Origin of the sequence: Streptomyces sp. NPDC018610 (assembly GCF_044391765.1) — a bacterium.
Taxonomy (GTDB): domain Bacteria; phylum Actinomycetota; class Actinomycetes; order Streptomycetales; family Streptomycetaceae; genus Streptomyces.
This window is the reverse complement of the sequence record NZ_JBISAL010000001.1, coordinates 531,686-555,977: the sequence shown is the minus strand read 5'-3', so window position 1 is coordinate 555,977 and position 24,292 is coordinate 531,686. Positions and strand designations below refer to the sequence as shown.

The following is a 24,292-nucleotide window of genomic DNA, read 5'->3' as shown; positions in this document are numbered from 1 at the left end:
GGGTCTGGCGGGCGCGGGATGTGCGCCGGTGCGGTGGAGTCCCGCGTTCCGCCGTCGCGGTGTCCCGTGCTCCGCTCTGACGGAGTGTGCGTCCCGCCGTCGCGGAGTCCGGTGTTCCGCGATCAGGCGGAACATCGCATTCCGTAAGCGGTCCGCTGTTCGTCGGATTTATCGGTGCATGACATCTAGTGGTGGCCCGGGCTGGTTCCTAGACTGCCGCTGCTCACCGGCCGCACCCGGCCGGCAGCGCACCACCGAGACGCGCCGCCCGACCGGCGACGCCCCACGAGGGAGGTTCCGACCATGGTCAAGCACTACCTCAAGTACGCCCTGAGCACCCTGTCCGCCGCGATGTTCGCGCACATGGCCTGATCCCGCGGCTCCTGTCGCGGGCGGTGCGCATGGCCTCATCCCGCGGCCCCGTCGCGGGCGACGGACAGGACCACCGCCCGCGACGGACCCGCGGCGCCCGTACGAGAGGTGCGGGCAGACGCGCGAAGGCCCGCCCCGGACAGCCCGGGCGGGCTTCCGTCCCGGCACCAGGAGGGCCCCCCTTTGTTCGGCACCGCCCTGAGCCAGCTGCGCTACGGCATGTCCGTCCTGCTCAACCGCCGCATCCGCCCCCAGGACCTGGAGCGCATCGCCCGGGACCTGGTCACCACTCTGGGGGAGTTCGGCGCACCCGGCGCCGACTCGGCGCTCCTGCCGGGGCAGGCGGCCGGGATCGACCCCGAGGTACGGCGCACCGTCACCCGCCGCAGCCTGCGCACCACCGCGCGGACCGCCGCCCGGCACACCGCCCACTACCGGCGCCTCTTCGGCGAACTCGGCCTCGACCCCGACACGTTGGACCTCGACGACGGCTCCTGGGCGCGGGTGCCCGTCACTTCCAAGAAGGCCCTGCGCGGTCTGCCCGGCGCCTTCGTCTCCGCCGCGGCCCGGCCGGCCCTGATGGCCCTCACCACCGGAACCAGCGGCACCCCCACCGCCGTCTGGTACTCCCGCGCCGAACTCGACACCACCCTCGCCCTCAGCACCATCTCGGCCGTCCTCGGCATGGGCATGCGCCCCCACCACACCCTCGCCTACGCCGGCTGCTCGCGGGCCACGCTCCCACTGCTCAACGCCGAGGAGTCGACCACCCGTGTGGGCGCCTCCTTCGTCCAGTTCGGCACCCTCGAACCGGCGCTCGCCCTGGACCGGCTGGCCGCGCCGCTCGGCCTGCCCGGCAAGGCGCCCCAGATCACCCACCTCAGCACCGCGGCCTCCTACCTCGCCGCCCTGGTGCAGCGTGCCGAACACGACGGCTGGCGGCCCGCCGACTTCGGCCTGGAGAGCATCGGCGTGGGCGGCGAAGTCCTCTCCCGCCCGCTGCGCGAACGCGCCGAGGCGGTGTTCGGGGCGCGCGTGACCACCTCGTACCTGATGACCGAGACCCTCCCCTCCGGCGGCACCCCGTGCGCCCAGGGCCATCTGCACCACACCACCGAGTTCGGCCACCTGGAGGTGCTCGACCCGCGCACCTGGGAGCCGACACCGCCCGGCGGCGCCGGAGTCGTCGTGCACACCCCCTACGTCCCCTACCGCGAGTGCACCCTGCTGCTGCGCTACGCCACCGGCGATCTGGTCCGCCTGCCCGCCGCCGCCCCGGACTGCGAGCTGGCCCACCTGCCCGCCACCAGCGAGATCCTCGGCCGCTGGACCGGCCCGCTCAGCGCCGCCGTCACCACCCGCGACCTGCTGGACCTCGTCGAGGCGGAGCCCGAGGTGCCGCTGCCGGCCCGGTACGCGCTCACCGAACGCCCCGGCGGCGCGCTGCTGCACCTGCTCGTGCGCGCGCTGCCCGCCCGCGCCCTGCGCGCCCGGCTGGAGGAGCGGATCGCGGCCGCGGGCCTGCCGCTGACCGGACTCGTCCTCCACGACGACCGTACGGCGCTGCCGCCCACCGCCCCTCTCCGCGCGGACCTGCGCGAACGCAGCTTCGAGACGGCGCCGAGGCCGCCGGGTGCGGTGGCGGGCGCACCGGCGGCCACCGCGGGCACGCCGCCCGGCGCGCGGACGCCGGCGGTGGCCGGGACCGTGCCGCCTCCGGCCGACGAGGAAGGGGGCCGGCCGTGAACGGCGTCGCCCTGGTGGCGCTGAGCTGCTGCGTGGCCCTGATCATGGCGGCGGCAGGCGGCTACCTGGCCCGGATCGACATGCCCCGGCCGCCCGTCGGCCTCTACACTCCGGCGGACGTCGCCGTGCTCTGCGCGGGCGTCGTCCTGGCCCCGCTGCTCTACGCCCGGCTGCCCGGCGCCTGGGTGGCCGCGCTGTTCGGCCTGGTGCTGTGCACGGCCGTCCAGTTCACCCTGGCCCCCCTGTGCGGCGGGCGCCGGGCCTGGTGCCTCGCGCTCGCGGCGACCGGCGCGACGGCGGGCGCCTCCCTCGGCGGCGCGGCCCTCGCGGTGCGCGCCGGGACCGGCGTCCTGCTGGCCGTGGCCGTCGTGGGCGTGGCCAACCTCTGGGCGCAGAGCGGGATGCGCTCGGTCCAGGTCGCCGCCCTGGCCGCCGTGCTGACCTGCTACGACCTGATCGCCACCACGCTCACCCACGTCACCGCCGACTTCTTCGACCAGGTGCGGGGACGGCCGTTCGCCCCGCTGCTCGCCCTCACCGGCGGCGCGCGGCCCGTCGGGGTGGGCCTGGGGGACCTGCTGCTGCTCGTGCTGTTCCCGCTGGTCGCGGCGAAGGCGTACGGCCGGGTGGCCGCGCTGCTCGCGGGGGCCGTCGGCGTCGCCGTCACCGGTGTGATCAGCCTGCTGTTCGCGCTGGACGTCCTGACGGCGGGCTTCCCGCTGCTCACGGTGCTCGGGCCGCTGATCGTGGCGCAGCACCTGGTGTGGTCGCGGCGGGCGGGCGGAGAGCGGAGCACCGCCGAGTGGCGGGCCGGCGCGGCCCGCCCGGCGCCGCGCGGGAGTGACCGGGACCCGGGCCCGGCGCTGGTCGCCGCGCTCGCCCTGACCCCGCCCGGCGACCTGCCCGAAGGCTCCTGGATCGCCGTCGCCCACGGCGGCCGGATCGTCGGCACGGGCGCCTCCGCGGGACTGGCCCGCCGGGACGCCCGGGAACGCGGCGAACCGGCGGCCGTGGCCGTGGTGCGCCAGGTGTGAGACGACCCGCGCCCTCGCGGCCCGGCCGGGGCGCGCCCTGACCGGACCTCGGCGCGCACCTCGGCCCGGACCTCGGCTCAGCTCGGGTGCCGGCCGGCCGGGGTACCAGCCCGGCCGGGTGCCGGCTTGACGGGGCGTCGGCTCGCGGGACGTCGGCTCGGCCGGGGCGGGGGTCCGGCCGGCCGCCGCCGGCGGCTCACAGCCAGCCCTGCTGCCGCGCCTCCCGCAGGGCCTCCGCGCGGTTGCGGGTGCCGGTCTTGCCGATTGCGGAGGAGAGGTAGTTGCGGACGGTGGACTCCGACAGGTGCAGCCGGGCGGCGACGTCGGCGACGGTCGCCCCGTCGGCTGACGCGCTCAGCACGTCGCACTCGCGGGCGGTCAGCGGGCTGGGGCCGGCGCTCAGGGCCGCCGTCGCGAGCGCCGGGTCGACCACCGTCTCGCCGGCCAGCACCCGGCGGATCGCCGCGGCCAGCTCCTCCACCGGGCCGTCCTTGACCAGGAAGCCGGCCGCGCCCGCCTCCATCGCCCGGCGCAGGTAGCCGGGCCGGCCGAAGGTGGTCAGGATGAGCACCCGGCACCCGGGCGCCCGCCCGCGCAGCTCGGCGGCGGCGTCCAGGCCGCTCATCCCCGGCAGCTCGATGTCCAGCAGCGCCACGTCCGGACGGTGCGTCAGCACGGCGTCCACGATCGCGTCGCCCCGCGACACCTGGGCGACGACCTCCAGGTCCTCCTCCATGCCGAGCAGCAGGGCGAGCGCGCCCCGCATCATGCCCTGGTCCTCGGCGAGCAGGACGCGGACGGACTCGGCGGGCCGGTGCTCTCGGGTCATCTCGTTCACGGGGGCAAGGGTAGGGAAGAGCGCCCGGTGAAGGCCGCCCCCGGGGAGAGGCGGTCGGAAAGGGTGCGGGACGGGGCCGGACTGACGGGGAGGCCTCGGGGCGAGGCCGCCGCCAGGCCGGGAGAGACGGGGCGGGGGACGGGGGCAGGGGCGGGCGGCGGGGTGGGTGCGGCGGGGCGCCGGGCGGCGGCCGGCCGACGGTCTCCCCCGGGCCCCGGCGGGGCCCCGGCGGCCGATGCGGTCGGGGCGGCCGGGGCTGTCGGTCACCGCTCCGCGCAGCCGGTGGCGGGAGCGGCCGGGGCGGTGGCGACCGAGGCCAGGGCCTTCTCCGTCAACTCCTGAGCGTCCACCGGGAGTTCGGCTGTGACCGTGAACCCGCCGCGCGGCGACGGGCCGGCCCGCAGGGAGCCGCCCGCCGTCGCGAGACGTTCGGTCAGCCCCTTCAGCCCGGTGCCGCCGACGCCCGGCACTACGGGCTGGGCCGAGGCGCCGGCCCCGTCGTCGAAGACCGTCAGCCGGACCTGTTCGGCGGCCCCGGCCACGGTGATCTCGCAGTGGGCCGCACCGCTGTGCCGCACGGCGTTGGTCACCGCCTCGCGCACCACCCAGCCCAGCAGCGCCTCCGTCTGCGGGGTCAGCGGCGGACCCGAGCGGCGCACCACGGGCTCGATGCCGGCGGCGGTCAGCGCCGAGCGGGCGCGGTCCAGCTCCGTGCTGAGGCTGCCCTCGCGGTACCCGGTGACCGCCTCACGGATCTCGGTGAGCGCCTGCCGGCCCACCGACTCGATGTCGGTGATCTGCGTCAGCGCCGCACCCATGTCGCGCTCGGCCAGCCGCCGCGCGGCCTCCGACTTCACCACGATCACCGACAGCGTGTGTCCGAGCAGGTCGTGCAGGTCGCGGGAGAAGCGCATGCGCTCCTCCTCCACCGCCCGCCGGGCCAGCTCCTCACGGGCGGCGCGCAGTTCCCGTACCGCCTCGCTCAGGCTCAGGATCGCCGCGGTCACCATGGTGGACAGGAACGTGGCGTAGGCGATGTTGATGCCGTCCCAGCCCTCGTGGTACGCCGACACCATCCCGGCGAACACCGCCAGCCACAGTCCCGTCCGCCCCAGCCGGTGGCCGCGCAGCGTCGCGCCCGTCGCCAGGCCGAACAGCGGGAAGAACAGCAGCCAGTTGCCGCCGTAGCCGAGGGCCAGGCCCGTGGTCAGCAGGCCCATCAGCAGCAGCGCCACCCGTGTGGAGCGGGCCTCGCGCCGCTCCTTGTGGAAGGCGCGGAAGGCGATGTTGACGTACAGCGCGTTGAAGACGAGCAGGCCCACGGCGCCGATCCACGGGTTCGGCGTCTCGCCCTGGAGGACGTTGGACAGGGAGCCCATCCCCATCAGCAGCCAGGGCAGCAGCGCGAAGCCGGTGGGCGGCGGCCCGGGGGTCTCCGGCATCCGCCCCTCCTTGCGCGCCGCCTTCTGGTCGGCCTTGAAGCGGCGCATGTCCTCCTTCCAGGCCGCCCGGGCCAGCAGGAGCCGCTGGATCTGGCACCGCAGCCCTCGCCACCATGACATGTCCGTGTTCCTCATGTTCCCCCGATCGGATGCCGCGTAGAGGTGTTCCGGCGGTCAGACGTTCCCCGCGTTGCGGCGGTACGACAGCACAGCGTACGAACCGAACGCCAGCAACCACGCGGTCAGCACGGCGACCGCGCCCGCCGCCGGGGCGTGCCCCTCGGCGGCCGCCAGCCCGAGCTGGGCGACACGGTGGGTGGGCGTGTACGCCGACACCGAGCGCAGCCAGTGCGGGAAGAGCTCGACGGGGAACCACAGTCCGCCCAGGACCGCCAGGCCCAGGTTGCAGATCATGTTCGCCACGCCCGTGGTCTGGGCGGTCAGCCCGTAGCCGTTGCCCAGGCCGAGCAGCGTGAAGGGGAGCGAGGCGAGCCACAGCAGCAGCGCCGTCGCCGCCCACTGCCACGCGTCCAGCCGTACGCCGTTCACCAGGCCGCCGGCCAGCAGCACCGCGCAGATCGCCGGCAGCACGGTCACCGTACCGGTGAGCGTCCGGCCGACGACCACCTGGCGCGGGGTCATCGGGGTCACCCGCAGCTGCCGCAGCCAGCCCAGTGACCGGTCCTCGGCGACCCCGCCGCCGGTGTTGAGCGCGGAACCGACCGCCCCGTAGGCGGCCATGCCGACCATGGAGGCGGTCCGCCAGGACCCGTCGTCGTCGCCGATGTTGGTGAACAGCAGGTACATCATCACCGGTATCGCGATCCCGCCGATCACGAAGCCGGTGTCGCGCAGGGTGCGGCGCACCTCCAGGCGCAGGTAGTCCCACATCAGACCGTCTCCCTCTCGTGGTCCGTCCCGCCGTCGTGGTCCGTCCCGTCCGCGTGGTCCGTACCGCTCGCGTGGTCCGTCCGGCCCCCGCGATCCGTCCCGCCGCCGAGATCCGTCGGACCCTCGTGATCCGTCGGACCCTCGTGGTCCGTCGGGCCGGCGGTCAGGGCCAGGAACGCGTCCTCCAGCGAGGCCGGGGCGACCTCCAGGCCGCGTATCGCGCCCATCGCGGCCAGGGCGACCACGGTGGCGTCCGAGTCGTCGGTGCGCAGCCGCGCCCGGTTCCCGCGCACCTCCAGGGAGCGCACGCCCGGCAGCCGGTCCAGCCCCTCCGTGCCGCGCCCGGCCAGGTCGAAGGCGACCAGGCTGCCGCCCGCCGAGTGCCGGAGTTCCTCGCCGGTGCCGTCGGCGACGATCCGGCCCCGGTCCAGCACGACGATCCGGTCGGCGTGGGCGTCGGCCTCCTCCAGGTAGTGCGTGGAGAACAGCACCGTGCGGCCGCCGCGCGCGTACGCCCGCATCGACTCCCAGAACGCGCGCCGCGCCTCCACGTCCAGCGCCGCCGTCGGTTCGTCCAGCACCAGCAGCGATGGATTCCCGGCGAGCGCCACCGCGAACCGCACGCGCTGCGTCTGGCCGCCGGAGAGCCGGTCCACGCGCCGCCCGGCCAGGGCGGTGATGCCGGCCAGTTCCAGCACCTCGGCGACGGGCAGCGGGTCCGGGTAACGGCCGGCCACGAAACCGACCAGCTCGCGCACCGTCACCCGGGTCACCGCCCGCGCCTCCTGGAGCATCGCCCCCACCAGCCCGGCGCGCACCGCCCGCTCGGGCGGCCCGCCGAACAGCTCCACCGTGCCCGCGTCGGGCTCGCTCAGCCCGAGCAGCAGCGAGATCGCGGTGGACTTGCCGGCTCCGTTGCGGCCCAGCAGCGCGACCGTCTCGCCCCGCCCGATCTCCAGATCCACCCCGTCGACGGCGCGCACGTCGCCGTGCCTCTTGACCGCCCCCGTGAAGGACACCGCCCGCCGGGTCCGCGCCATGGCGGCCCTCCCCCCTACCGTCCCGTCCGCCGTCCCGCCTACCGTCATGCCTGTGACGCCCCCGCCCGTGACGTTCCCGCCGGTGACGCCGCCCGCCGTCCCGGCCCTGCGGCTGTCCGCGGTGCTGCCTGCTGTCATGTCTACGACGCTACGGAGCCGTGCCGCGCGCGGGCAGAGGCTGTTGTACGGACTCGGGCGGGACAAATGTCACGGGCGACCCGGGGGGCCGGATGCGGAGCAGCGGGGCCGGGGAGTGAGGGAACCCGGGGAACGACGGAACCCGAAGAGCGGAGAGAGCCGGGGAGGCGAAAGATCCCCGGGGAAGCGAAGGGCCCCGGGAGCTGACGGAACCGAGACCTGGAGTACCCGGAACACCTGGACGACCTGGACGACCTGGAGAGGCATGCCCATCGACGAAGCGACGGCCCGCACGGCCGCACCCCGGACCCGCGAGATCTCCTGGGAACCCGAGGACGTCCAGCTCTACCACCTCGCCATCGGAGCGGGCGTCCCCGCCACCGATCCCGGCGAGCTGCGCTACACCCTGGAAAGCGATTTGCACGTCCTGCCGAGCTTCGCCACCGTCGCCGGCGGCGGGGAGCCGGGCGTGATCCGCGCCCTGTCCATGCCCGGCGTCGACGTCGACCTCGCCCGCGTCCTGCACGGCGGCCAGACGCTGACCGTGCACCGGCCCCTGCCCGTCCGGGGCGCCGCGACCGCGACCGACCGCATCACCGCCGTCCACGACAAGGGCGAGGCGGCCGTCCTCGTCCTGCGCACCGAGGCCGCCGACACCGAGGGCCCGCTGTGGAGCGAGGAGGCGCGGATCTTCGTGCGCGGTGCGGGCGGCTGGGGCGGCGACCGAGGTCCCTCCGCCCGCACCGCGCCGCCCGCCGGCGCCCCGGACGACACCGCCGGGCGGCCGGTCCGCACCGTCGAGCGGCCGGTCCGGGAGGACCAGGCCCTCCTGTACCGCCTCACCGGCGACCGCAACCCGCTGCACGCCGACCCGGCCTTCGCCCGCGCCGCCGGCTTCGACCGGCCCGTCCTGCACGGCCTGTGCACCTACGGCTTGACGCTCAAGGCGGTCGTCGACACCCTGCTCGACGGCGACGTGACCCGGGTGCGGTCCTACGCCACGCGCTTCGTCTCCGTCGTCCACCCCGGCGAGACCTTGCGCGTGCGCATGTGGCCGCGGGACGGCGCCGTACGCGTGGCGGTGAGCGCCGTCGAACGCGACGACGCGCCCGTGCTGGCCGACACGATCGTCGAGCACTCCTGAGCGGCCGGGGCGTCGGACATCGCCGAGCGCCCGGATCGGCCGGCGATGACCAGCGGCCGGGGCGTCGGGCGTCGTCCAGCGGCCGGAGCGGCCGGAGCGGCCGGCGTTGTCGGGCGGCCGGGGCGGCCGGTGCTCCGCGGCGGTCTCCGGGCGGCGCGCCGGGACGCCGAACGGCCCCGCCCCCCGGGTGGAGGGCGGGGCCGTTCGGCGTGCGCGGTGCCGTCAGGCGGCCACTTCGGTCCGCTCCTCGGCCGGCTTGCGGTGCCGGCCGCTGGGGGCCGTCCCGTCCTCCTGGGAGGAGACCGGTCCGCGGTGCTTGCCGTGGCCCGGGGCCTCCTGGGTCCCGGCGGTCAGCGGCTGGGTCGTACTGGCGTCGCTCATCGGAAGAACTCACCCCGTCAACATGATCTTTCGTACAGCCGGGCGAGTCTAACCGGCACACCTCGGGTCGGATCCAGACGGCGAGGCCAACCGGCACGACTTCGTTACCTTGTGGCCATACGTCCCGTCATGTGACCCGTCATCCGCCCTGTACGGGCGGCCTGTTGGAGAGTGACGGGGCGCGGTGCGGGCGGTTCGGGAACCTCCGCTTCCGGGGGTTCGGGTGTGCCCGGGGTGTCGGGGGCGGGGGTGTGCTCCGAGGGTGCGGGGAGCATGCCGGCCGGGTCGGGTGTGCCGGGCTCGGGTGTGCCGGGTCCGGGTGTGCCGGATCCGGGTGTGAGGGGCGCGCCTGTGCCGGGTGTGTGCGGTGTGAGGGGGAGGAGGGGCACGAAGGGCGTGGCGAGTGTGACCAGGGCGCTCGGTGCGCCCTGTGCGCTGAGCGTGTGGGGCGCGCCGAGGGTGGGGGGCGCGCCCGGCGTGCCGGAGCTGCCGGGCGCACCGGAGTCGCCGGGCGCGCACGTGCCGCCGGGTGCGACGTCCGTGCCGACGGGGGGCGCGTCCGGGCCGACGGTCGCGGCTGTGCCGTCGGGCGCGCCGTCGGGTGCGCCGGAGCCACCCTCGAACATCACGGGTGTCTCAGGTGTCACAGGTGCCTCGGGAGGACCGGATGTCCCGGGTGTTTCGGGCGTCTCGGGTGTTCCGGGCGTCTCGGGTCCGTGGGGCGCGTCGGGCCCGCGGTCCCCCTCGGCCCCGGCGGGCGCGTCGGCCGCGGCCTCCCGTGACGCGTCCGGGAGCGCCGCGGCGCGGCGGGCCCCGAGGAGGGCGCCGTCGGACGCGCCGACGGGTGCGCCGCGCGGCGTGACGAGCGCCCCGCGCCCCGCGCCGTGCGTCGTGTCCGCGGCGGCGGGCGACGGGGCCGCCGGCAGCGCCAGGTGCGGCGCGAGCGCACCCCGCGGCCGCGCCGGCTCGCGCGCCGGGGGCGTCCAGCGCGCCACCCCGCACGGCATCGCCCGCGTGGCGTACGGCAGCCGCAGCACGCCCTCGGCCGTCCACAGTCCGGCGCCGGCCAGCCACCCCTCGGGCGCCGGCAGATGCCGTACCCGGCGCTCCACGGGCCGCCACACGCCCACCCAGCTGCCGAACGCGCCGTCGCAGCGCAGCGCCACCGCGCACTGCTCCGGCGTCAGCACCTGCCCCGGCTGGATCGCGAACGGCGTCACCGTGCAGTCCGGCAGCCGCAGGCACTGCGGGAACCGCACCGGCAGCGTGCTGCCGAGCACCCCCCAGCCCAGCCGGTGCTGCCCGGGCGAGGGTGCGTCCGAGCGGATGAGCAGCAGCCCGCTGTCGAGGTCGGCGAGCAGCAGCCGGTCCTCGCTGTGCGGCGCGATCTGCAGCAGCGGCGACACCGCGCCCCCGCGGCCCAGGTCCACCACGACCGTCCTGGTACGCCCCGCGATCCGCCGGTCCAGGGCCAGCATCCGCCCGGCGCGGTCCAGCCAGACCCCGCCCGAGCAGTGGCCCTCCACCTCCGCCAGCAGCTCGGGCCCGAAGGCGCCGCCGGCCACCAGCCACACCGCCGAGGAGCGCGAGCCCACGGCCAGCGCGTACGCCCGCCGGCCGCCGGGCGCCGGGGGCAGCAGTCGCAGCCGGGTGCCGTCCGGGCACTCCACCGCGCCGACCGGCAGCTCGCCGGTGCCCGGACCGGTCGGGTACAGCAGGGAGAACGTGTTCCGGCCGGCCACCAGTCGCCGGATCAGGACCCGGCCGTCGCCCATCGGCTGGAGCTCGGTGCCGGGCTCCTCCGGCTGGTTGCCCGGCAGCGGCACGGCGTAGGGCTCCGGGCCGTCCAGCGTCCAGCGCTCCGGGTACCAGGAACCGCCGCTGCGCGCCAGCCGGGCCGCGTAGGCGCCGTCCACCGTGATCGCGCAGCCGGCCGGTGGCGGACCGCCGTCCCCGTCGGCCGCCGACGGCGGTGGGGCGCCCTCCTGTTCGCGTGCGGCCGAGACCCCCGGAGAGGCACAGACTGTCATCGTTCGGTCACCTCCTGTGAGGACGCTAGTTTTCGTACGCACAGGCGTGGCTCCGGCGGGCGGAGGCTTCACACATAAGGGTGGTCCAGGAACGATTCTGCTGAGAAAAGCGGAACGTTTGTGCTGGACGAGGGCGCGCCCGTCACGGCGGCGGTGCCGGTGGTGGCCCCGGTCACGCCGAGGCGGTCCGGCACGGGTCCGGTCACGGCGGCGGCACCGGCCGCACCCGGCCGGTCCGGCACAGGTCCGGTCACGGGGGTGACACCGGCCCGGTCACGGTGATGGACGAGGTGATGGACGAGTCAGGTCGCGGCGACGGCACCGGTCGGGCCGTGGCGGCGGTGCCGGACGGCCGGGGCGGCGGCACGGGCCCGGCCCCCGGCACCGGCGCCGGCGGCGGCACGGGCCCGGCCCCGGCGGCCCCGGCGGCGCCGGTCGCGCCGAGGGCGCCCGGCACCGGTTCTGCCGGGGCGAACACCCAGGTAGCCTTGCACTCGTGCCCCGTCTGTCTGAAGTCATCGCCGCGCTGGAGAACCTGTGGCCCGCCGAGCGGGCCGAGTCCTGGGACGCGGTCGGCACCGTCGTGGGCGACCCCGACCAGGAGGTCACCCGGGTCCTGTTCGCCGTCGACCCGGTCCAGGAGATCGTCGACGAGGCGGTGAAGCTGGGCGCCGACCTGCTCGTCACCCACCACCCGCTCTACCTGCGCGGTACGACCACGGTGGCGGCCTCCACCTTCAAGGGCCGCGTGGTGCACACCCTCATCAAGCACGACATCGCCCTGCACGTGGCCCACACCAACGCGGACACCGCCGACCCGGGCGTCAGCGACGCGCTGGCCGGAGCGCTGGACCTCAGGGTCGTACGCCCCCTCGTGCCCGACCCCACCGACCCGGAGGGCCGCCGCGGCCTCGGCCGGGTCTGCGAGCTGGACCACCCGTTGACCGTCCGCGAACTCGCCGCCCGCGCCGCCGAGCGTCTGCCCGCCACCGCGCAGGGCGTCCGGGTCGCCGGCGACCCGGAGGCGGTCGTCCGCACGGTCGTCGTCAGCGGCGGCTCCGGCGACAGCCTCTTCGACGCCGTGCGCGGGGCCGGCGCCGACGCCTTCCTCACCGCGGACCTGCGTCACCACCCGGCCTCCGAGGCCCGCGCACACAGCGCCCTCGCGCTGCTCGACGCGGCGCACTGGGCCACCGAGTGGCCCTGGTGCGAGCTGGCCGCGAGCCAGCTCGACGAGATCTCCGACCGGCACGGATGGGACCTCAGGGTCCATGTCTCCAAGACGGTCACCGACCCCTGGACCGCCCACGCGGCGTCCACCGCCACCACCGACAAGTAACGGGAGCCCCCAACTGAACGCCGCGCCCGCCGACCAGATCCGACTCCTCGACGTCCAGGCCCTCGACGTCCGTCTCCAGCAGCTCGCGCACAAGCGCAGGTCGCTGCCCGAGCACGCCGAGATCGAGTCGCTGACCAAGGACCTCACCCAGTTGCGCGACCTGCTCGTGGCCGCGCAGACCGAGGAGAGCGACTGCGCCCGCGAGCAGACCAAGGCCGAGCAGGACGTGGACCAGGTGCGCACGCGTGCCGCCCGCGACCAGCAGCGCCTGGACTCCGGCGCGGTCACCTCGCCGAAGGACCTCGCCGGCCTCCAGCACGAGATCGCCTCGCTCGCCAAGCGCCAGGGCGACCTGGAGGACGTCGTCCTGGAGGTCATGGAGCGCCGCGAGTCCGCGCAGGAGCGGGTCGCCGAGCTGACCGAGCGGGTCGGCTCCGTGCAGGCCAAGGCCGATGACGCCGCCGCCCGCCGGGACGCGGCCTTCCAGGAGATCGACGGGGAGGCCGCGTCGGTGGCCAAGGAGCGCGAGGTCGTCGCCGCCTCCGTCCCCGCGGACCTGCTCAAGCTGTACGACAAGCTGCGCGAGCAGCAGGGCGGCATCGGCGCGGCCAAGCTGTACCAGCGCACCTGCCAGGGTTGCCGCCAGGAACTCGCCATCACCGAGCTGAACGAGGTCCGCTCGGCCGCGCCCGACACGGTCGTGCGCTGCGAGAACTGCCGCCGCATCCTGGTGCGCACCGGCGATTCCGGTCTGTAAGGGGCGTACGGGCGTGTCCGAGGCCGACGGCGGGGAGCAGGGAACGCAGGAGTCCGGAGCGCCGGGGTCCGGGGCGCGGGAGTTCGTCGTCGAGGCCGACGGCGGGTCCCGGGGCAACCCCGGCCCCGCCGGTTACGGCGCCGTCGTGCTCGACGCCGCCTCGGGGGAGGCGCTGGCGGAGGCGGCCGAGTACCTGGGCACCGTCACCAACAACGTCGCCGAGTACCGGGGCCTGCTGGCCGGCCTGCGCGCCGCGCACGAGCTGGACCCGGCGGCGCGCGTGCACGTCCGGATGGACTCCAAGCTCGTGGTCGAGCAGATGTCGGGCCGCTGGAAGATCAAGCACCCCGACCTGAAGCCGCTCGCCGCGGTGGCCGCCCGGGTGTTCCCGCCCGGCCGGGTGACGTACGAGTGGATCCCGCGCGAGCGCAACAAGCACGCCGACCGCCTCGCCAACGAGGCGATGGACGCGGGCGCCCGCGGTGAACAGTGGTCGCCCTCGGCCTCCACGGCGGCGCTCGACGCATCCGCGGGGGCGGCCGGCGGCGCCTCGGGCCCGGCCGGCCCGGCGCCCGCCGAGGCCGCGAAGGCGGACGCCGACGTGCGGGCCGCCCAGGCGGTCGCCACGCCGGGCGTCGCCGCACCGGACGTCGCCACGCCCGGCTGGGCGCCCCCCGACCTCGGCGCCCCCGCCACCTTCGTACTGCTGCGGCACGGCGAGACGCCGCTGACCCCGCAGAAGCGGTTCTCCGGCAGCGGCGGCACCGATCCGTCGCTCTCCGCCATCGGCCGCGAGCAGGCCGAGAAGGTCGCGGCGGCGCTCGCCCGGCGCGGCACGATCCAGGCCGTCGTCTCCTCCCCGCTCGCCCGCACCCGGGAGACCGCCGCGATCGTCGCCGCCCGCCTCGGGCTGGACGTCACGGTGGACGACGGGCTGCGCGAGACCGACTTCGGCGCCTGGGAGGGGCTCACCTTCGCCGAGGTGAGCGAGCGGTACCCGGACGACCTGAACGCCTGGCTGGCCTCCCCGCAGGCCCGGCCGACCGGCGGCGGCGAGAGCTTCGCGACGACCGCGACCCGGATCGCCGCCACCCGCGACAAACTGGTCGCGGCCCACGCCGGACGCACGGTCCTGCTGGTCACGCACGTCACCCCGATCAAGATGCTCGTCCGCCTGGCCCTCGGCGCCCCGCTGGAGTCGCTGTACCGCATGGAACTGTCGGCGGCCTCGCTGTCGGCGGTGGCGTACTACGCGGACGGCAACGCGAGCGTGCGGCTCTTCAACGACACCTCGCACCTGCGCTGAGCCGGGCGCCGCAGGGGCGGTCGGCGCTCAGCGCAGGGCCGCCGCCTCGCGGGCCAGCCGTTCGACGCGGTCCCAGTCGCGGGCCGCGAGCGCGTCCGCCGGGACCATCCAACTCCCGCCCACACAGCCGACGTTGGGCAGCGCGAGGTACTCGGGCGCGGTGTCCGGACCGATGCCCCCGGTGGGACAGAAACGGGCCTGGGGCAGCGGGGCGGCGAGCGACTTCAGATAGGCGGCGCCACCGGCCGCCTGTGCCGGGAAGAACTTCATCTCCCGCACCCCGCGCTCCAGCAGCGCCATGACCTCCGACGCGCTCGACACCCCGGGCAGGAACGGCAGTCCGGACTCCGTCATGGCCGTCAGCAGGGTGTCCGTCCAGCCCGGGCTGACGAGGAACCGCGCCCCGGCCGCCACGCACTCCGTCACCTGCGCCGGGGTGAGGACCGTACCGGCGCCCACGACCGCTTCCGGCACTTCGGCGGCGATCGCCCGGACGACCTCGGGCGCCGCGGGGGTGCGCAGGGTCACCTCGATCGCGGGCAGTCCGCCGGCCACCAGCGCCCGCGCCAGCGGCACGGCGAGGTCGACGTCGTCGAGGACGACCACGGGCACGACGGTGGCGAGGTCCAGCACGGAGGCCGGCGGCGCGGAGGAGGCCAGGGGAGCGGAGGGGGAGGCAGAGGCTGCGGGGGCAGAGGACGCGGGGGGAGTGGGCATGCCCACATCCTCTCCACGGCGAGCAGCATGCGCAAAGGTCATTGCGCATGCTGCAACACGCTGCTGTGTCCGACGGTCAGCGGACCTTCGTCACCCTGCCGTGCCCGGCGGTCAGTGGACCTCCGTCACCAGCACATCCAGCGACCAGGCCCGCCCCGCCCGGACCGGCGGCTCCGCCTCCACCTCGTACCCGAGGTCGCGCAGCGCCTCGACCAGCTCGGCGGGACGCTCGGGCGCGGCCCCGGCCGACAGCAGGCTCCGGACGATCCGGCCCTTGGTCGCCTTGTTGAAGTGGCTGACCACCTTCCGGGTGGGGGCGTGCAGCACCCGCACGGACGCCGTCCGCCCGGCCACCTCGCCCTTCGGCTTCCACGCCGTCGCGTACGCCGCGGAGCGCAGGTCCAGCACCATCCCGTCCCCGGCGGCCTCGGGCAGCACCGAGGCCATCGGCTCGCGCCAGTACGCGCCCAGCGCACCGAGCCCGGGCAGTTTGACCCCCATCGAGCACCGGTAGGAGGGGATCCGGTCACTCACCCGCACGGCGCCCCACAGCCCGGAGAAGACGAGCAGTGAGCGGTCCGCGCGCCGCTTGGCCGCCGCGTCGAGGGAGGCCAGGTCGAGGGCGTCGTAGAGCACACCCGTGTAGACCTCACCGGCGGGCCGCGTCCCCGCGGTGCGCAGTCCCGCGTTCTTGGCGACCTCGCCGCGCAGCCCCTCGCTCAGTCCGAGCACGTCCCGGGCCTTGTCCTCGTCGCCCGAGCACAGCTCGACCAGTTCGCCGAGCACGGTCTCCCGGGCGGCGGCCAGCCCCGGCAGCGACAGCGACTCCATCGCCAGCGGCTCACCGCGGCCCGCGGCGGCCTTGCCTTCGGACGGGGGCAACAGCACAAGCACGGGGGTATCTCCTTCATCGGCACTCCGCGCCAGGGTACTGACCGCCCTCACCGGACCGCCGACCTCCTCGGCCGCGGGGACGCACCACCCGCCCCCGCGGTCCCCGCCCGGGGGAGGGGGCGCGCCGCCCGGCGCCCGCCGCGGCCGGGGACCGTGTGCCACGATCGAGGGAACGGTTCCCGATCTCATGGACAGGTGATCTCGCGATGTCCGAGTCTGGCGAGCGACCGAAGGAGGGGCGTGACGTGACCGCCATGGCCCATGAGCCGCTCACGCAGGAAGAGGTCCTGCTGGAGGGCTTCCTCGCCCTGGACACCCCGGAAGGCTTCCGCGCGGAGCTGATCGAGGGGGAGATCGTCGTGACACCGCCGCCGGACGGGGACCACGAGAAGTACATCAGCCGAGTGGTGAGGCAGGTGATCAGGCGCTCCCGGATCGACATGGATTTCTCCGGCAACAAAGGGCTGAAGCTGGCGAGCGGTGGAGTGTGCCCGAAGAACCATGCGATCCCGGACGTCACGTTCGGTCCCGTCGGGCTCGATCTCTTCGGGGCCGCGGACCCCTGGATGCCCTGCGCCGGCGTTGCCATGGTGCTGGAAGTGACCTCCACCAAGCCGCAAGCGGACCGCGAGACCAAACGCCGCTGCTACGCCCGCGAGGGCATCCCCCTCTATCTGCTCATCGACCGTGAGACCTCCATGGTGACGCTCTTCAGCGAACCGGAGGGCCACGACTATCTCCGGTCGCTCAAACGCTCCTTCGGTGACCCGCTGCCGCTTCCCGAGCCGTTCGCCTTCGACCTGGACACCGCCGACTTCATCTGAGGAGCCGGCCTCCTGCCGAGGGTGAGGCCCCGGCTCCTCAGGCGCGGGGGGCCGGTGTGCCGAGCCAGCGCTCCAGGGCCTTCGGCAGCGGGTCGGCGCCGGGTGCGGCCGGTTCCGTGTCCGCGGCCCAGCACACGAAGCCGTCCGGGCGCACCAGGAGCGCGGCGAGGCCCGGGCGGGCGGGGCAGCGGGCGGTGAGGACGTCGAGGCGGTCGCCGTCGTCTTCAACTACTTCCCGCGCAAGGAGGACCTGTTCCTCGACCGGATCCCCGAGGCGGTGGAGATCTTCACCGGGGCCGTGCGGGGCCGGGCGCCGGGGGAGCGTGCGCTGGCCGCGCTGCTGCGGCTCGGGCTCGAACTCCTCGACCGGCGGCACCCCCTGTCGGGGGTCGGCCAGGGCTTCGGCGACTTCTGGCAGGTCGTCCTCGACTCGGCCGCGCTGCGCGCCCGCGCCCGCGAAGGGCTCGACGAACTGGAGAACGCGCTCACCCGGGCGCTCGCCGAGACCGCCCCCGAGGAGTACGGCGACCCGCGCCTGGCCACCGCCGCGTACCGCGCGGTCTGCGCCGCCTCGGTGGGTCGGCTGCTGGCCGGGGCGCCGGTCGACGAGGTCGCCGAGGACCACCGGGTCCGCCTGACCGCCGCGTTCGACGCGCTGGAGCGCGCCTTCCCGCCGCCGCCCGACGCCACCGTATGACGCCGCCGAGGTCGCCCCGCGCCGCCCACGGACCATCGCGGTCACAAGTGCGGCGACCCTGCGTCCCGTGCGGGTGCCGAGGTCGTCCGGCCGGGCTCCTGACCTGCCGGGCCGGCGCCGTCACCGCGGCCGGACCGGTGGTGTGCGCCCGGTATTATGGCCGTTACGGCAGACGAGCCGGGCGGACGGCCGCGTGGAGTTCCCGCGAGGGGGCTTCCCGAGGAACGTCCGGGCTCCACAGGGCAGGGTGATGGCTAACGGCCACCCGGGGTGACCCGCGGGACAGTGCCACAGAAAGCAGACCGCCGGGGACCTCGGTCCCCGGTAAGGGTGAAACGGTGGTGTAAGAGACCACCAGTGCCCAGGGCGACCTGGGCAGCTAGGTAAACCCCACCCGGAGCAAGGTCAAAAGGAGCGCCGTGAAACGCGCTCTGCGCGGACGTTCGAGGGCTGCCCGCCCGAGTCCGCGGGTAGACCGCACGAGGCCGGCGGCAACGCCGGCCCTAGATGGATGGCCGTCGCCGGAGGGCCCGCGAGGACCCTCCGGAACAGAACCCGGCGTACAGCCCGACTCGTCTGCCGCCACCCGCGGCTTCGCCTGGCAGAGGGCCTACGACTGGCGCCGGTCCCTCGGAAGTCCCTCGGGAGCGCTGAAAGTCCCTGAAAAGTCCCTGGAGCGGAGGGGCCTGCGAGGCCTCTAGGCTGGGCGTTCGCGACAGTCGCCGAAACCTTGCGCTTGGGATGGCATGACGCGGGGCGGTCTTGGATCGGCGGGAGTACGCGTCGGCAGCGCGGCGACGGTCGTCACCACGTCGTCCAGCCTGTGGCCCGCATGCACAACCTCGCCCCCACCGCATGATCGCCCAGGTGCGTGACCCCCCTTCCGGCTGCCTGTTCAACGCCTTCTGGCAACACCCTTGAGGGACGTCCCGCCAGCGGCTGTTGTCCGCTATCGTGCTGGTGAACGGCCGCGCACCGGCCGAAGCTGGCCTCAGCCCATGACTGGGAGCACTTTGAGGCGAAGGTGCCAGGACCTCAAGTCCCAGCGCATCAGTGTCTCGGCGTTTACGACGTACGGCCGCGTTGATCAAGTTCTCGCGCGCACGGGTCATGGGTAACCGCTGCACGCATCGAGGAGAACTCGTGGTCAGCAATCACGGCAAGAAGCAACGCGCACGGGAGAAGGCAGCGCGCACCGGGGCGTCCCACGCGTCGGCGGTCGCCGGCACCCTGCACGACCATTCAGTGACCGACCCGGATCTGATCGACGGCATGATGCCGTACGTGGACGGCTGGGAGAGCGACGTTGATCTGGCGACACGGCTGGTCGGTGCTTCCTGGACCGGTTGCCGTCCCTGCAGGGAATCGCTGTCGAAGCAGGTCGTCGCCACCAGCCGGGCCACCTTGGCCGGACTCGCCGGTGCCTGCTATCTGACCCTGCCGGGGACCGTTGCCCAGCACTCGCTGCACGTTTCGCCCGCCACACGAGCGTGGGTCGCGACGGCGCACCACAAGGCGTTCACCGCGGACGCCGAGGCCGCGTTGCGTGCCGTGGGTGAACTAAGTGCAGATGACGCCAAGGCTCTGCTGGAGGACACGCTCGACCATTGGATGGGGGCGAGGTCGACCGTTCTGGACATGTTCACGGGTGGGGGCCACAGCGACATCCCTCCCGGTCGACAGCATGCTGGGCCGCAGACACCTTCACCATCCTGATGGCGGCCGGAGAGTAACGGCGCGCGTTCATCTCGAAACGAGGCTCCCGCTGGTCTTCGAAGACTCTTCGCTAGCGCGGGGTGGGGCCGGTGTCCACCAGGACACCGGCCCCACCCCGTAATGACGGGTTTCGGGTAACTCGCCCAGCCTGGTCAGCGGACGAACTCGACCATGACGGTCGCAGTGCCGGGCACATGTCGGGCGTCGCCCGCGTAGGTGACCGTGTACTGGGGATACGTGCTCCAGTCGGGCGGGGTATCACTGAAGTTGAAGGTGCCGTCCGGTCCGACCGTCGCATCCGGCAGTTCCACGCCGTTGCGCGTCACCACGACTGCCATGTGCTCGGGGAAGGGGACCAACGACGTCAGTTTCCCCGTCACGGTGACCGGCGTGCCGACGGGGTTCGTCGCCGGGGCGGACAGAGTGATCGTGCTGGATGCCTTGTCGAGGTCGGTGACGATGTCGAGAACGACCTCGCCCGAGTAGGGGAAGCGGGTGGTGAACAGCCTGTTGCCGTCGGGCGACCAGGCCACGCCCCGGTCGAGGAGATCGGCGTATCCCGGCGACAACGCGACCGTGCGGTACGGGGCGGTCTCTCCCGGGCGGAAGATGTAGACGTCCCACTCCCCTCCTGCCACGATCCCCGCGGCGACCGTGCCGTGGGAGTCGACAGCGACGGAGTTCGGGTAGGGGCCGGTGTCGTACTGGGCCTCCTCCGTCAGGTCCGACAGGCGCCAGCGCTGGTGGTAGTAGTTGGAGCCGTTCGCGGTGATCACGCTGCTGCCGTCCGGCGTCACCGCCACGTCCTCAACATCGCCGACGGCGTCGCTGTAGGCGGTCTCCTGAAGCGTGCCGGAGCCCACGTCGTACACGCGCATGCCCAGCGCGCCCTGGCTCTCCGCGGCGACGAGCCGGTCGGGCGCGCCCGGCGACGAGGCGAGTCGCGGCTTGCCGTACCAGACTGGATTGTCGTCCAGACTGACGGCCGGGGTCGCCTCGCCGATGGCGACAGAGCCGATGCCGGCGCTGAAGACGGTGGCCTGGTAACCGAAGAACAGCCGGCCGCCGGCGAGGGCGAGGCTCTCCGGTTCGGTTCCGGCCCCGGTCGAGATGCGCTGTGTCTCGGTCAAAGTCGCGGTGTCGATGACGGAGATCGCGTCAGCGTCCGGGAGCGCCACGTACAGGGTGGATTCATCAGCAGACTCGGCCATGCCCCGCGCCCCGTCGAGACCCTCCACCTTTTTCACGACCTGCCCGTCGTGATCGGTGGCCAGCACCGCGTCGTCGCCGGGCGCGCTGACGTACACATGACGGCTGTCGGCGCGGGTCTGCCAATGTGACCGCAAGGGCAGGACGATGCCGCCCTGGGCCTGTGCCGCTGCCGTGCCGGAAGCACCGAGCAGATTGAACGACGCGGCCGCCAGGACCAGCGCGACACCCGCCGCACGTCTTCGTAAACGCATCTCAGGAACTCCTTCGAGAACGGATCCGGCCGCACAGGCGCGGTCGGCGGAGCAACTGTATGGGCCGCACTGACATTCGCCCGCAAGATGAGCGCGTGCGGAGTGCACGTCAGGCCACGGACGTGCTGCAGCCCTCGTCATCTGGCTCCGCACCCGGTCCGGCCCGCGCCGAGTTCACGCGCCGCATGCGCGAAGCGTGACGCGCGAGAGCCCTGTCGCCCGACAAGGACCGGCAGGGCACTCTCGCGTACGTACGACCGTCAGGCCTCCCCGACGAACCCCGACCACGCTTCACGCGACACACGGATGACCGGCCCGGCCACGGCCTTGGAGTCCCGGACGTGCACAACTCCCGTACCGGCCGCGACCTCGACGCAGTCGCCGCCTTCGGTTCCGCTGTGGCTGCTCTTGAACCAGGCGAGATCGGACACGGCGGCCGAGGACTCAGCGATGTTCATAGCTCTCCCAGCAACCTCTCGATGAACTCCAGGGACTCTCGCGGACTGAGAGCCTGCGATCGGATAATCCCATAGCGAGCGGCGGCGAGCACTGTCTGCTCCGGGTCGGTCTGAAGGGTGCCCACCCCTTGTGCCTCGGCGTACACGAACTTCTTGCCGTCCTTGCGTGTAACGACCGTGAACGGTCCGTTCAAGCCCGCGTTGTCCTCACAGCCGGTCGGCATGAGTTGGATCTCGACGTTCGGTTTCTGACCGATCAGGAGTAGATGTTCCAACTGCCCACGCACCACGTCCTTGCCGCCGTACCGGTGCCGCAGAACCGCCTCGTCCATCACAAAGCTCAGCAGCGGTGCAGGGCGCCGGTCGCAGATGTCCTGTCGGGCCAACCGAGAGGTCACTCGCTGCTCGATGGTCTCCGGATCCAGGGGTGGGCGCCGCATGGCGAGCAGAGCTCGCATGTACTCCTCGGTCTGGAGTAACCCTTTGACCACGAGGGCGTCGTACGCGAGTAGTTCAATGGCCTCCTTTTCCAGCTTTGCCATCCCCTGGAAGAAGACCGGATACTGAGCCTTCTCCACCTGTTCCTTCCACAGGGTCAGCAACCCACCCGCCCCCAACACCTCGTCCGCCTGCTCGATCGTCCTCGGTGACGGAATCCTGCGCCCCTGCTCGAACGACGCGACCGTGGACGCCGAATACCCGATCCGCCGCCCGAACTCCTCCCGCTCCAGCCCCGCCCGCACCCGCAAGGTCTTCATGCTCTGCCCGAACGCGGTGACAACCCCCTGCCCGGACTTGTCCGCCCCGGTCGGTACGCCCGCCTCGCCGTCGTTCTCCCAGCTGTCCCCGAAGCTCATCGTCACCTCCTCGCCGGCCGCCACCGTCCCCGCCTCCGTGCTCGTATCCTCGGTCACCACTACCGCCTCCCTGGCCCAATGCCCCGACCAGGAGCGCCGTCACGCCGCGTGTCTCGTACCGCCACCGACAACGCGCGTACAACCGGCCCCGCATCGGTGCGTTACCAATGGTCACGCCACGCGACCGATGGCACCGTTGTCGGCGACGAACAAACCCGGCCCCCACACCACCCGCACCCCGCGCGGAGCCCGCGATGCGCACTGACCGAAGCACGCACATGTACATCTGCAACATTCGTGACATGAGTAAGCCGATCGTCGAAGCGATGGCCGACGTCCGCAGTCACCTGGCCGACGTCATCGACCGTGCCCGCCGGGAGGAGACCCCGACGATCACCACCCGGCGCGGCAAGCAGGAAACCGTCGTGCTCGACGTCGAGGGGTACCAGCGGTCGCGCCGGATCGTCGAGGACGCTGAGGAGGCCTGGCTCAACCGGCTGGCAGACGAGGCCGAGGCCGAAGGCGCGCAGGGGTCGGTCTCGCTCGAAGAGATGACCGCGCTGCTCCGTACCGATCAGGGCTGACCCGTGGGGTCCGTCACGCGTTACACACACAGCGCGACATGCTTGAGGCCCCGCGTCCGGACGCCCTTCGCATCCTGTGGGGCCTGGCGGTCGGCAACCGGCGGGTTCTCCGCGCGCGTAAGACGAGGCAGCCCGTGTCGGCGGTCATGGCTCGTCCGCCTCTCACACGTGGAGTGCGGCCGGGGCCTCCAGGGCGGCGGACCGCGCCTCCGGTGATGCGGTGTCGTGGGTCATGTACAGGCGCACCGCGTCGTACAGGCGGTAGCGGGGTGCGGCGAGCCGGTGCGGGTGGTCGGTGGGGTGGATCATCTGGCGGTGGAGGAGCTCCTCCAGCAGGTCCATGGCCAGGCGGCGGGACGGTGTCACCCGGGCCGTCATCTCCTCCAGACCGAAGTCCCCCTCCAAAGGCTCCAGTTGACGCAGGGCGGTGCGCAGTGGGGGTGGCAGCAGGCGGTGGTACGCCCGCACGCTCGCGTGCAGGGACAGGTCGCCGATCCGCAGCGAGCGCAGTCGGTCCCGCTCGTCCGCCAGCCGGGCCGCCAGGTCGTGCAGGGAGCGGTGCGGGCGCGCGGTGAGCCAGAGGCCGGCGATGTGCAGGGCCAGCGGCAGTCCCGCGCAGGACCGCACGATGCTCAGCGCCGCGGACCGCTGCGCCCGGACGCGGTCGGCGCCCACCAGGTCCTCCAGCGCACGGTAGGCGTCCGACTCGTCCAGGGCGCCGATCCGGTGCCGTGACTGGGCCGGGAGGGCGGGCAGTTCGCGGCGCGCGGCCACCAGCACCGCGCTGCGTCCGTCGTCCACGAGCAACGGTCTGACCTGCGCCTCGCCGTCGACGTTGTCGAGGACCACGAGGACGCGCCGTCCGCTCAGGGCGTTGCGCAACTGTGCGCGGGCCTCCTCCGGGTGCTCCGCGGCCGGGGCGGCGCCCAGTGAGCGCAGGACGCGGCGCACCAAGGAGTCGGAGGTGAAGGGGAGGCCGGAGGCGGAGTGCAGGTCGACGAAGACCTGGCCGTCCGGGAACTCCTCCCGCACGCCGTGGGCGGTCCGCAGGACGAGCGAGGTCTTGCCCGCGCCCGGCGGGCCGACGACGACGGCGGCGGCGGGTCGGCCGGGGCCGGGCTCGCCGTGGGCGAGGTGTCCCATCAGGTCCTCGACGAGCGCTTCGCGGCCCACCAGCCGGTGGCGGGGCGCGGCGGGCAGCTCCGCGGGCGCGGACGCGAGCGGCGGCGCGGAGGCGGAGGCACGGTGCGGCGCGGGTGTGCCCGGCGGTACGGGGGCGGGCGCGGGCCGCTGCTCGGTGCGGGGCAGGCGCAGCAGCCGTCCCGCCTCGCCGGCCGGCAGGCCGAGCGCCTCGGCCAGGAGCAGCAGCGACTGCTTGCGGGGGCGGGCGGTGTGGCCGGTCTCCAGGTTGCGGATGGCCCGCACGCTCAGACCGGAACGCTCCGCCAGTTCCCCCTGGGTGAGACACGCCGCCTCACGCGCCCGCACCAGCACGGCTGACAGGGTGCCCGGCGGGCCACCCGGCGGAGCCGAGGAATCGCCCGGCGCCCCCGCCGGCCTGTCCGACGCCCCTGACGACCCACCCGGCTCGCCCGCGGCACCCCAGCCCGCCGCGCCCGCCGTA

At 74.2% G+C, this 24,292-nt stretch carries 22 protein-coding genes, 1 other RNA gene and 1 pseudogene; 11 read left to right on the top strand and 13 right to left on the bottom strand.

Annotated features, from left to right (window positions below):
• The first annotated feature begins 555 nt into the window (after positions 1-555).
• The gene (locus ACH5A8_RS02495; RefSeq protein WP_398997090.1) at positions 556-2,118 is read left to right on the top strand and encodes a phenylacetate--CoA ligase family protein; all 1,563 of its coding nucleotides are present in this window, start codon (positions 556-558) and stop codon (positions 2,116-2,118) included.
• Entirely contained in the window at positions 2,115-3,152 is a 1,038-nt protein-coding gene (locus ACH5A8_RS02490) for a hypothetical protein (protein ID WP_398997089.1), read from the top strand. The genes ACH5A8_RS02495 and ACH5A8_RS02490 overlap by 4 nt, the downstream gene beginning before the upstream one ends.
• Positions 3,153-3,348: 196 nt before the next feature.
• Here ACH5A8_RS02490 and ACH5A8_RS02485 read toward each other — a convergent pair whose 3' ends face one another.
• From ACH5A8_RS02485 to ACH5A8_RS02470, 4 genes are all read right to left on the bottom strand, one after another.
• Positions 3,349-3,981: a response regulator gene (locus tag ACH5A8_RS02485; protein WP_398998237.1), complete on the bottom strand. Its 633-nt coding sequence runs from the start codon at positions 3,979-3,981 to the stop codon at positions 3,349-3,351.
• A gap of 272 nt (positions 3,982-4,253) precedes the next feature.
• Positions 4,254-5,552: a sensor histidine kinase gene (locus tag ACH5A8_RS02480; RefSeq protein WP_398997087.1), complete on the bottom strand. Its 1,299-nt coding sequence runs from the start codon at positions 5,550-5,552 to the stop codon at positions 4,254-4,256.
• 54 nt (positions 5,553-5,606) lie between these two features.
• Positions 5,607-6,323 carry an ABC transporter permease gene (locus ACH5A8_RS02475; RefSeq protein WP_398997085.1) on the bottom strand — a complete coding sequence of 239 codons (717 nt, stop codon included), beginning with the start codon at positions 6,321-6,323 and terminating at the stop codon, positions 5,607-5,609.
• Positions 6,323-7,363 carry an ABC transporter ATP-binding protein gene (locus tag ACH5A8_RS02470; protein WP_398998235.1) on the bottom strand — a complete coding sequence of 347 codons (1,041 nt, stop codon included), beginning with the start codon at positions 7,361-7,363 and terminating at the stop codon, positions 6,323-6,325. The genes ACH5A8_RS02475 and ACH5A8_RS02470 overlap by 1 nt, the downstream gene beginning before the upstream one ends.
• A 403-nt stretch (positions 7,364-7,766) precedes the next feature.
• On the opposite strand from ACH5A8_RS02470, the gene ACH5A8_RS02465 reads away from it, so the two are divergent.
• The gene (locus tag ACH5A8_RS02465; protein ID WP_398997083.1) at positions 7,767-8,645 is read left to right on the top strand and encodes a MaoC/PaaZ C-terminal domain-containing protein; all 879 of its coding nucleotides are present in this window, start codon (positions 7,767-7,769) and stop codon (positions 8,643-8,645) included.
• A gap of 222 nt (positions 8,646-8,867) precedes the next feature.
• Here ACH5A8_RS02465 and ACH5A8_RS02460 read toward each other — a convergent pair whose 3' ends face one another.
• Together ACH5A8_RS02460 and ACH5A8_RS02455 are read right to left on the bottom strand one after the other, a co-directional pair.
• Positions 8,868-9,026, bottom strand: coding sequence for a hypothetical protein (locus ACH5A8_RS02460; protein ID WP_398997081.1), 159 nt, complete (start codon positions 9,024-9,026; stop codon positions 8,868-8,870).
• 629 nt (positions 9,027-9,655) lie between these two features.
• Positions 9,656-11,056, bottom strand: a pseudogene (locus ACH5A8_RS02455) (hypothetical protein); the annotation flags it as partial.
• A gap of 496 nt (positions 11,057-11,552) precedes the next feature.
• Here ACH5A8_RS02455 and ACH5A8_RS02450 point away from each other — a divergent pair.
• The 3 genes from ACH5A8_RS02450 to ACH5A8_RS02440 are packed head-to-tail and all read left to right on the top strand — an operon-like array spanning position 11,553 to position 14,458.
• The gene (locus tag ACH5A8_RS02450) at positions 11,553-12,395 is read left to right on the top strand and encodes a Nif3-like dinuclear metal center hexameric protein (protein WP_398997080.1); all 843 of its coding nucleotides are present in this window, start codon (positions 11,553-11,555) and stop codon (positions 12,393-12,395) included.
• Between the two features lie 13 nt (positions 12,396-12,408).
• Complete coding sequence (locus ACH5A8_RS02445; protein WP_398998233.1) at positions 12,409-13,152, top strand: zinc ribbon domain-containing protein; 744 nt, start codon at positions 12,409-12,411, stop codon at positions 13,150-13,152.
• 13 nt (positions 13,153-13,165) lie between these two features.
• Entirely contained in the window at positions 13,166-14,458 is a 1,293-nt protein-coding gene (locus ACH5A8_RS02440) for a bifunctional RNase H/acid phosphatase (protein WP_398997077.1), read from the top strand.
• Positions 14,459-14,485: 27 nt separating this feature from the next.
• Here ACH5A8_RS02440 and eda read toward each other — a convergent pair whose 3' ends face one another.
• Both eda and yaaA read right to left on the bottom strand, forming a co-directional pair.
• Positions 14,486-15,175, bottom strand: coding sequence for a bifunctional 4-hydroxy-2-oxoglutarate aldolase/2-dehydro-3-deoxy-phosphogluconate aldolase (eda, locus tag ACH5A8_RS02435; RefSeq protein ID WP_398997075.1), 690 nt, complete (start codon positions 15,173-15,175; stop codon positions 14,486-14,488).
• A 111-nt stretch (positions 15,176-15,286) separates the two neighbouring features.
• Positions 15,287-16,069, bottom strand: a complete 783-nt coding sequence (yaaA, locus tag ACH5A8_RS02430) for a peroxide stress protein YaaA (RefSeq protein ID WP_398997073.1) — start codon at positions 16,067-16,069, stop codon at positions 15,287-15,289.
• A gap of 254 nt (positions 16,070-16,323) precedes the next feature.
• Here yaaA and ACH5A8_RS02425 point away from each other — a divergent pair, with 254 nt between their 5' ends.
• Positions 16,324-16,893: a Uma2 family endonuclease gene (locus ACH5A8_RS02425; RefSeq protein WP_398998231.1), complete on the top strand. Its 570-nt coding sequence runs from the start codon at positions 16,324-16,326 to the stop codon at positions 16,891-16,893.
• Positions 16,894-16,930: 37 nt separating this feature from the next.
• Here ACH5A8_RS02425 and ACH5A8_RS02420 read toward each other — a convergent pair whose 3' ends face one another.
• Positions 16,931-17,269: a hypothetical protein gene (locus tag ACH5A8_RS02420; RefSeq protein ID WP_398997071.1), complete on the bottom strand. Its 339-nt coding sequence runs from the start codon at positions 17,267-17,269 to the stop codon at positions 16,931-16,933.
• Here ACH5A8_RS02420 and ACH5A8_RS02415 point away from each other — a divergent pair.
• From ACH5A8_RS02415 to ACH5A8_RS02405, 3 genes are all read left to right on the top strand, one after another.
• Positions 17,171-17,590 (top strand): hypothetical protein, encoded by a 420-nt coding sequence (locus ACH5A8_RS02415; protein WP_398998288.1) that lies wholly within the window; start codon positions 17,171-17,173, stop codon positions 17,588-17,590. The two genes, ACH5A8_RS02420 and ACH5A8_RS02415, sit on opposite strands and share 99 nt — an antisense overlap.
• A 173-nt stretch (positions 17,591-17,763) precedes the next feature.
• An RNA gene (gene rnpB / locus ACH5A8_RS02410) (RNase P RNA component class A) lies at positions 17,764-18,169 on the top strand.
• A 564-nt stretch (positions 18,170-18,733) separates the two neighbouring features.
• The gene (locus ACH5A8_RS02405) at positions 18,734-19,306 is read left to right on the top strand and encodes a hypothetical protein (RefSeq protein WP_398997068.1); all 573 of its coding nucleotides are present in this window, start codon (positions 18,734-18,736) and stop codon (positions 19,304-19,306) included.
• Between the two features lie 152 nt (positions 19,307-19,458).
• On the opposite strand, the gene ACH5A8_RS02400 is transcribed toward ACH5A8_RS02405, so the two are convergent.
• The 3 genes from ACH5A8_RS02400 to ACH5A8_RS02390 all read right to left on the bottom strand — a co-directional run bounded on the left by ACH5A8_RS02400 (position 19,459) and on the right by ACH5A8_RS02390 (position 22,084).
• A complete protein-coding gene (locus ACH5A8_RS02400; RefSeq protein WP_398997066.1) occupies positions 19,459-20,769 on the bottom strand; it encodes a hypothetical protein in 1,311 nt (436 codons plus the stop codon).
• Between the two features lie 260 nt (positions 20,770-21,029).
• On the bottom strand, positions 21,030-21,227 hold the full coding sequence (locus ACH5A8_RS02395) for a DUF397 domain-containing protein (RefSeq protein WP_398997064.1): 198 nt from the start codon (positions 21,225-21,227) through the stop codon (positions 21,030-21,032).
• A complete protein-coding gene (locus ACH5A8_RS02390) occupies positions 21,224-22,084 on the bottom strand; it encodes a helix-turn-helix domain-containing protein (protein WP_398998228.1) in 861 nt (286 codons plus the stop codon). Before ACH5A8_RS02390 ends, ACH5A8_RS02395 begins: the two co-directional genes overlap by 4 nt.
• A gap of 302 nt (positions 22,085-22,386) precedes the next feature.
• On the opposite strand from ACH5A8_RS02390, the gene ACH5A8_RS02385 reads away from it, so the two are divergent.
• Positions 22,387-22,668, top strand: a complete 282-nt coding sequence (locus ACH5A8_RS02385; protein ID WP_398997062.1) for a type II toxin-antitoxin system prevent-host-death family antitoxin — start codon at positions 22,387-22,389, stop codon at positions 22,666-22,668.
• A 162-nt stretch (positions 22,669-22,830) separates the two neighbouring features.
• Here ACH5A8_RS02385 and ACH5A8_RS02380 read toward each other — a convergent pair whose 3' ends face one another.
• Positions 22,831-24,162, bottom strand: coding sequence for an NB-ARC domain-containing protein (locus ACH5A8_RS02380; RefSeq protein WP_398997060.1), 1,332 nt, complete (start codon positions 24,160-24,162; stop codon positions 22,831-22,833).
• Positions 24,163-24,292: the final 130 nt, after the last annotated feature.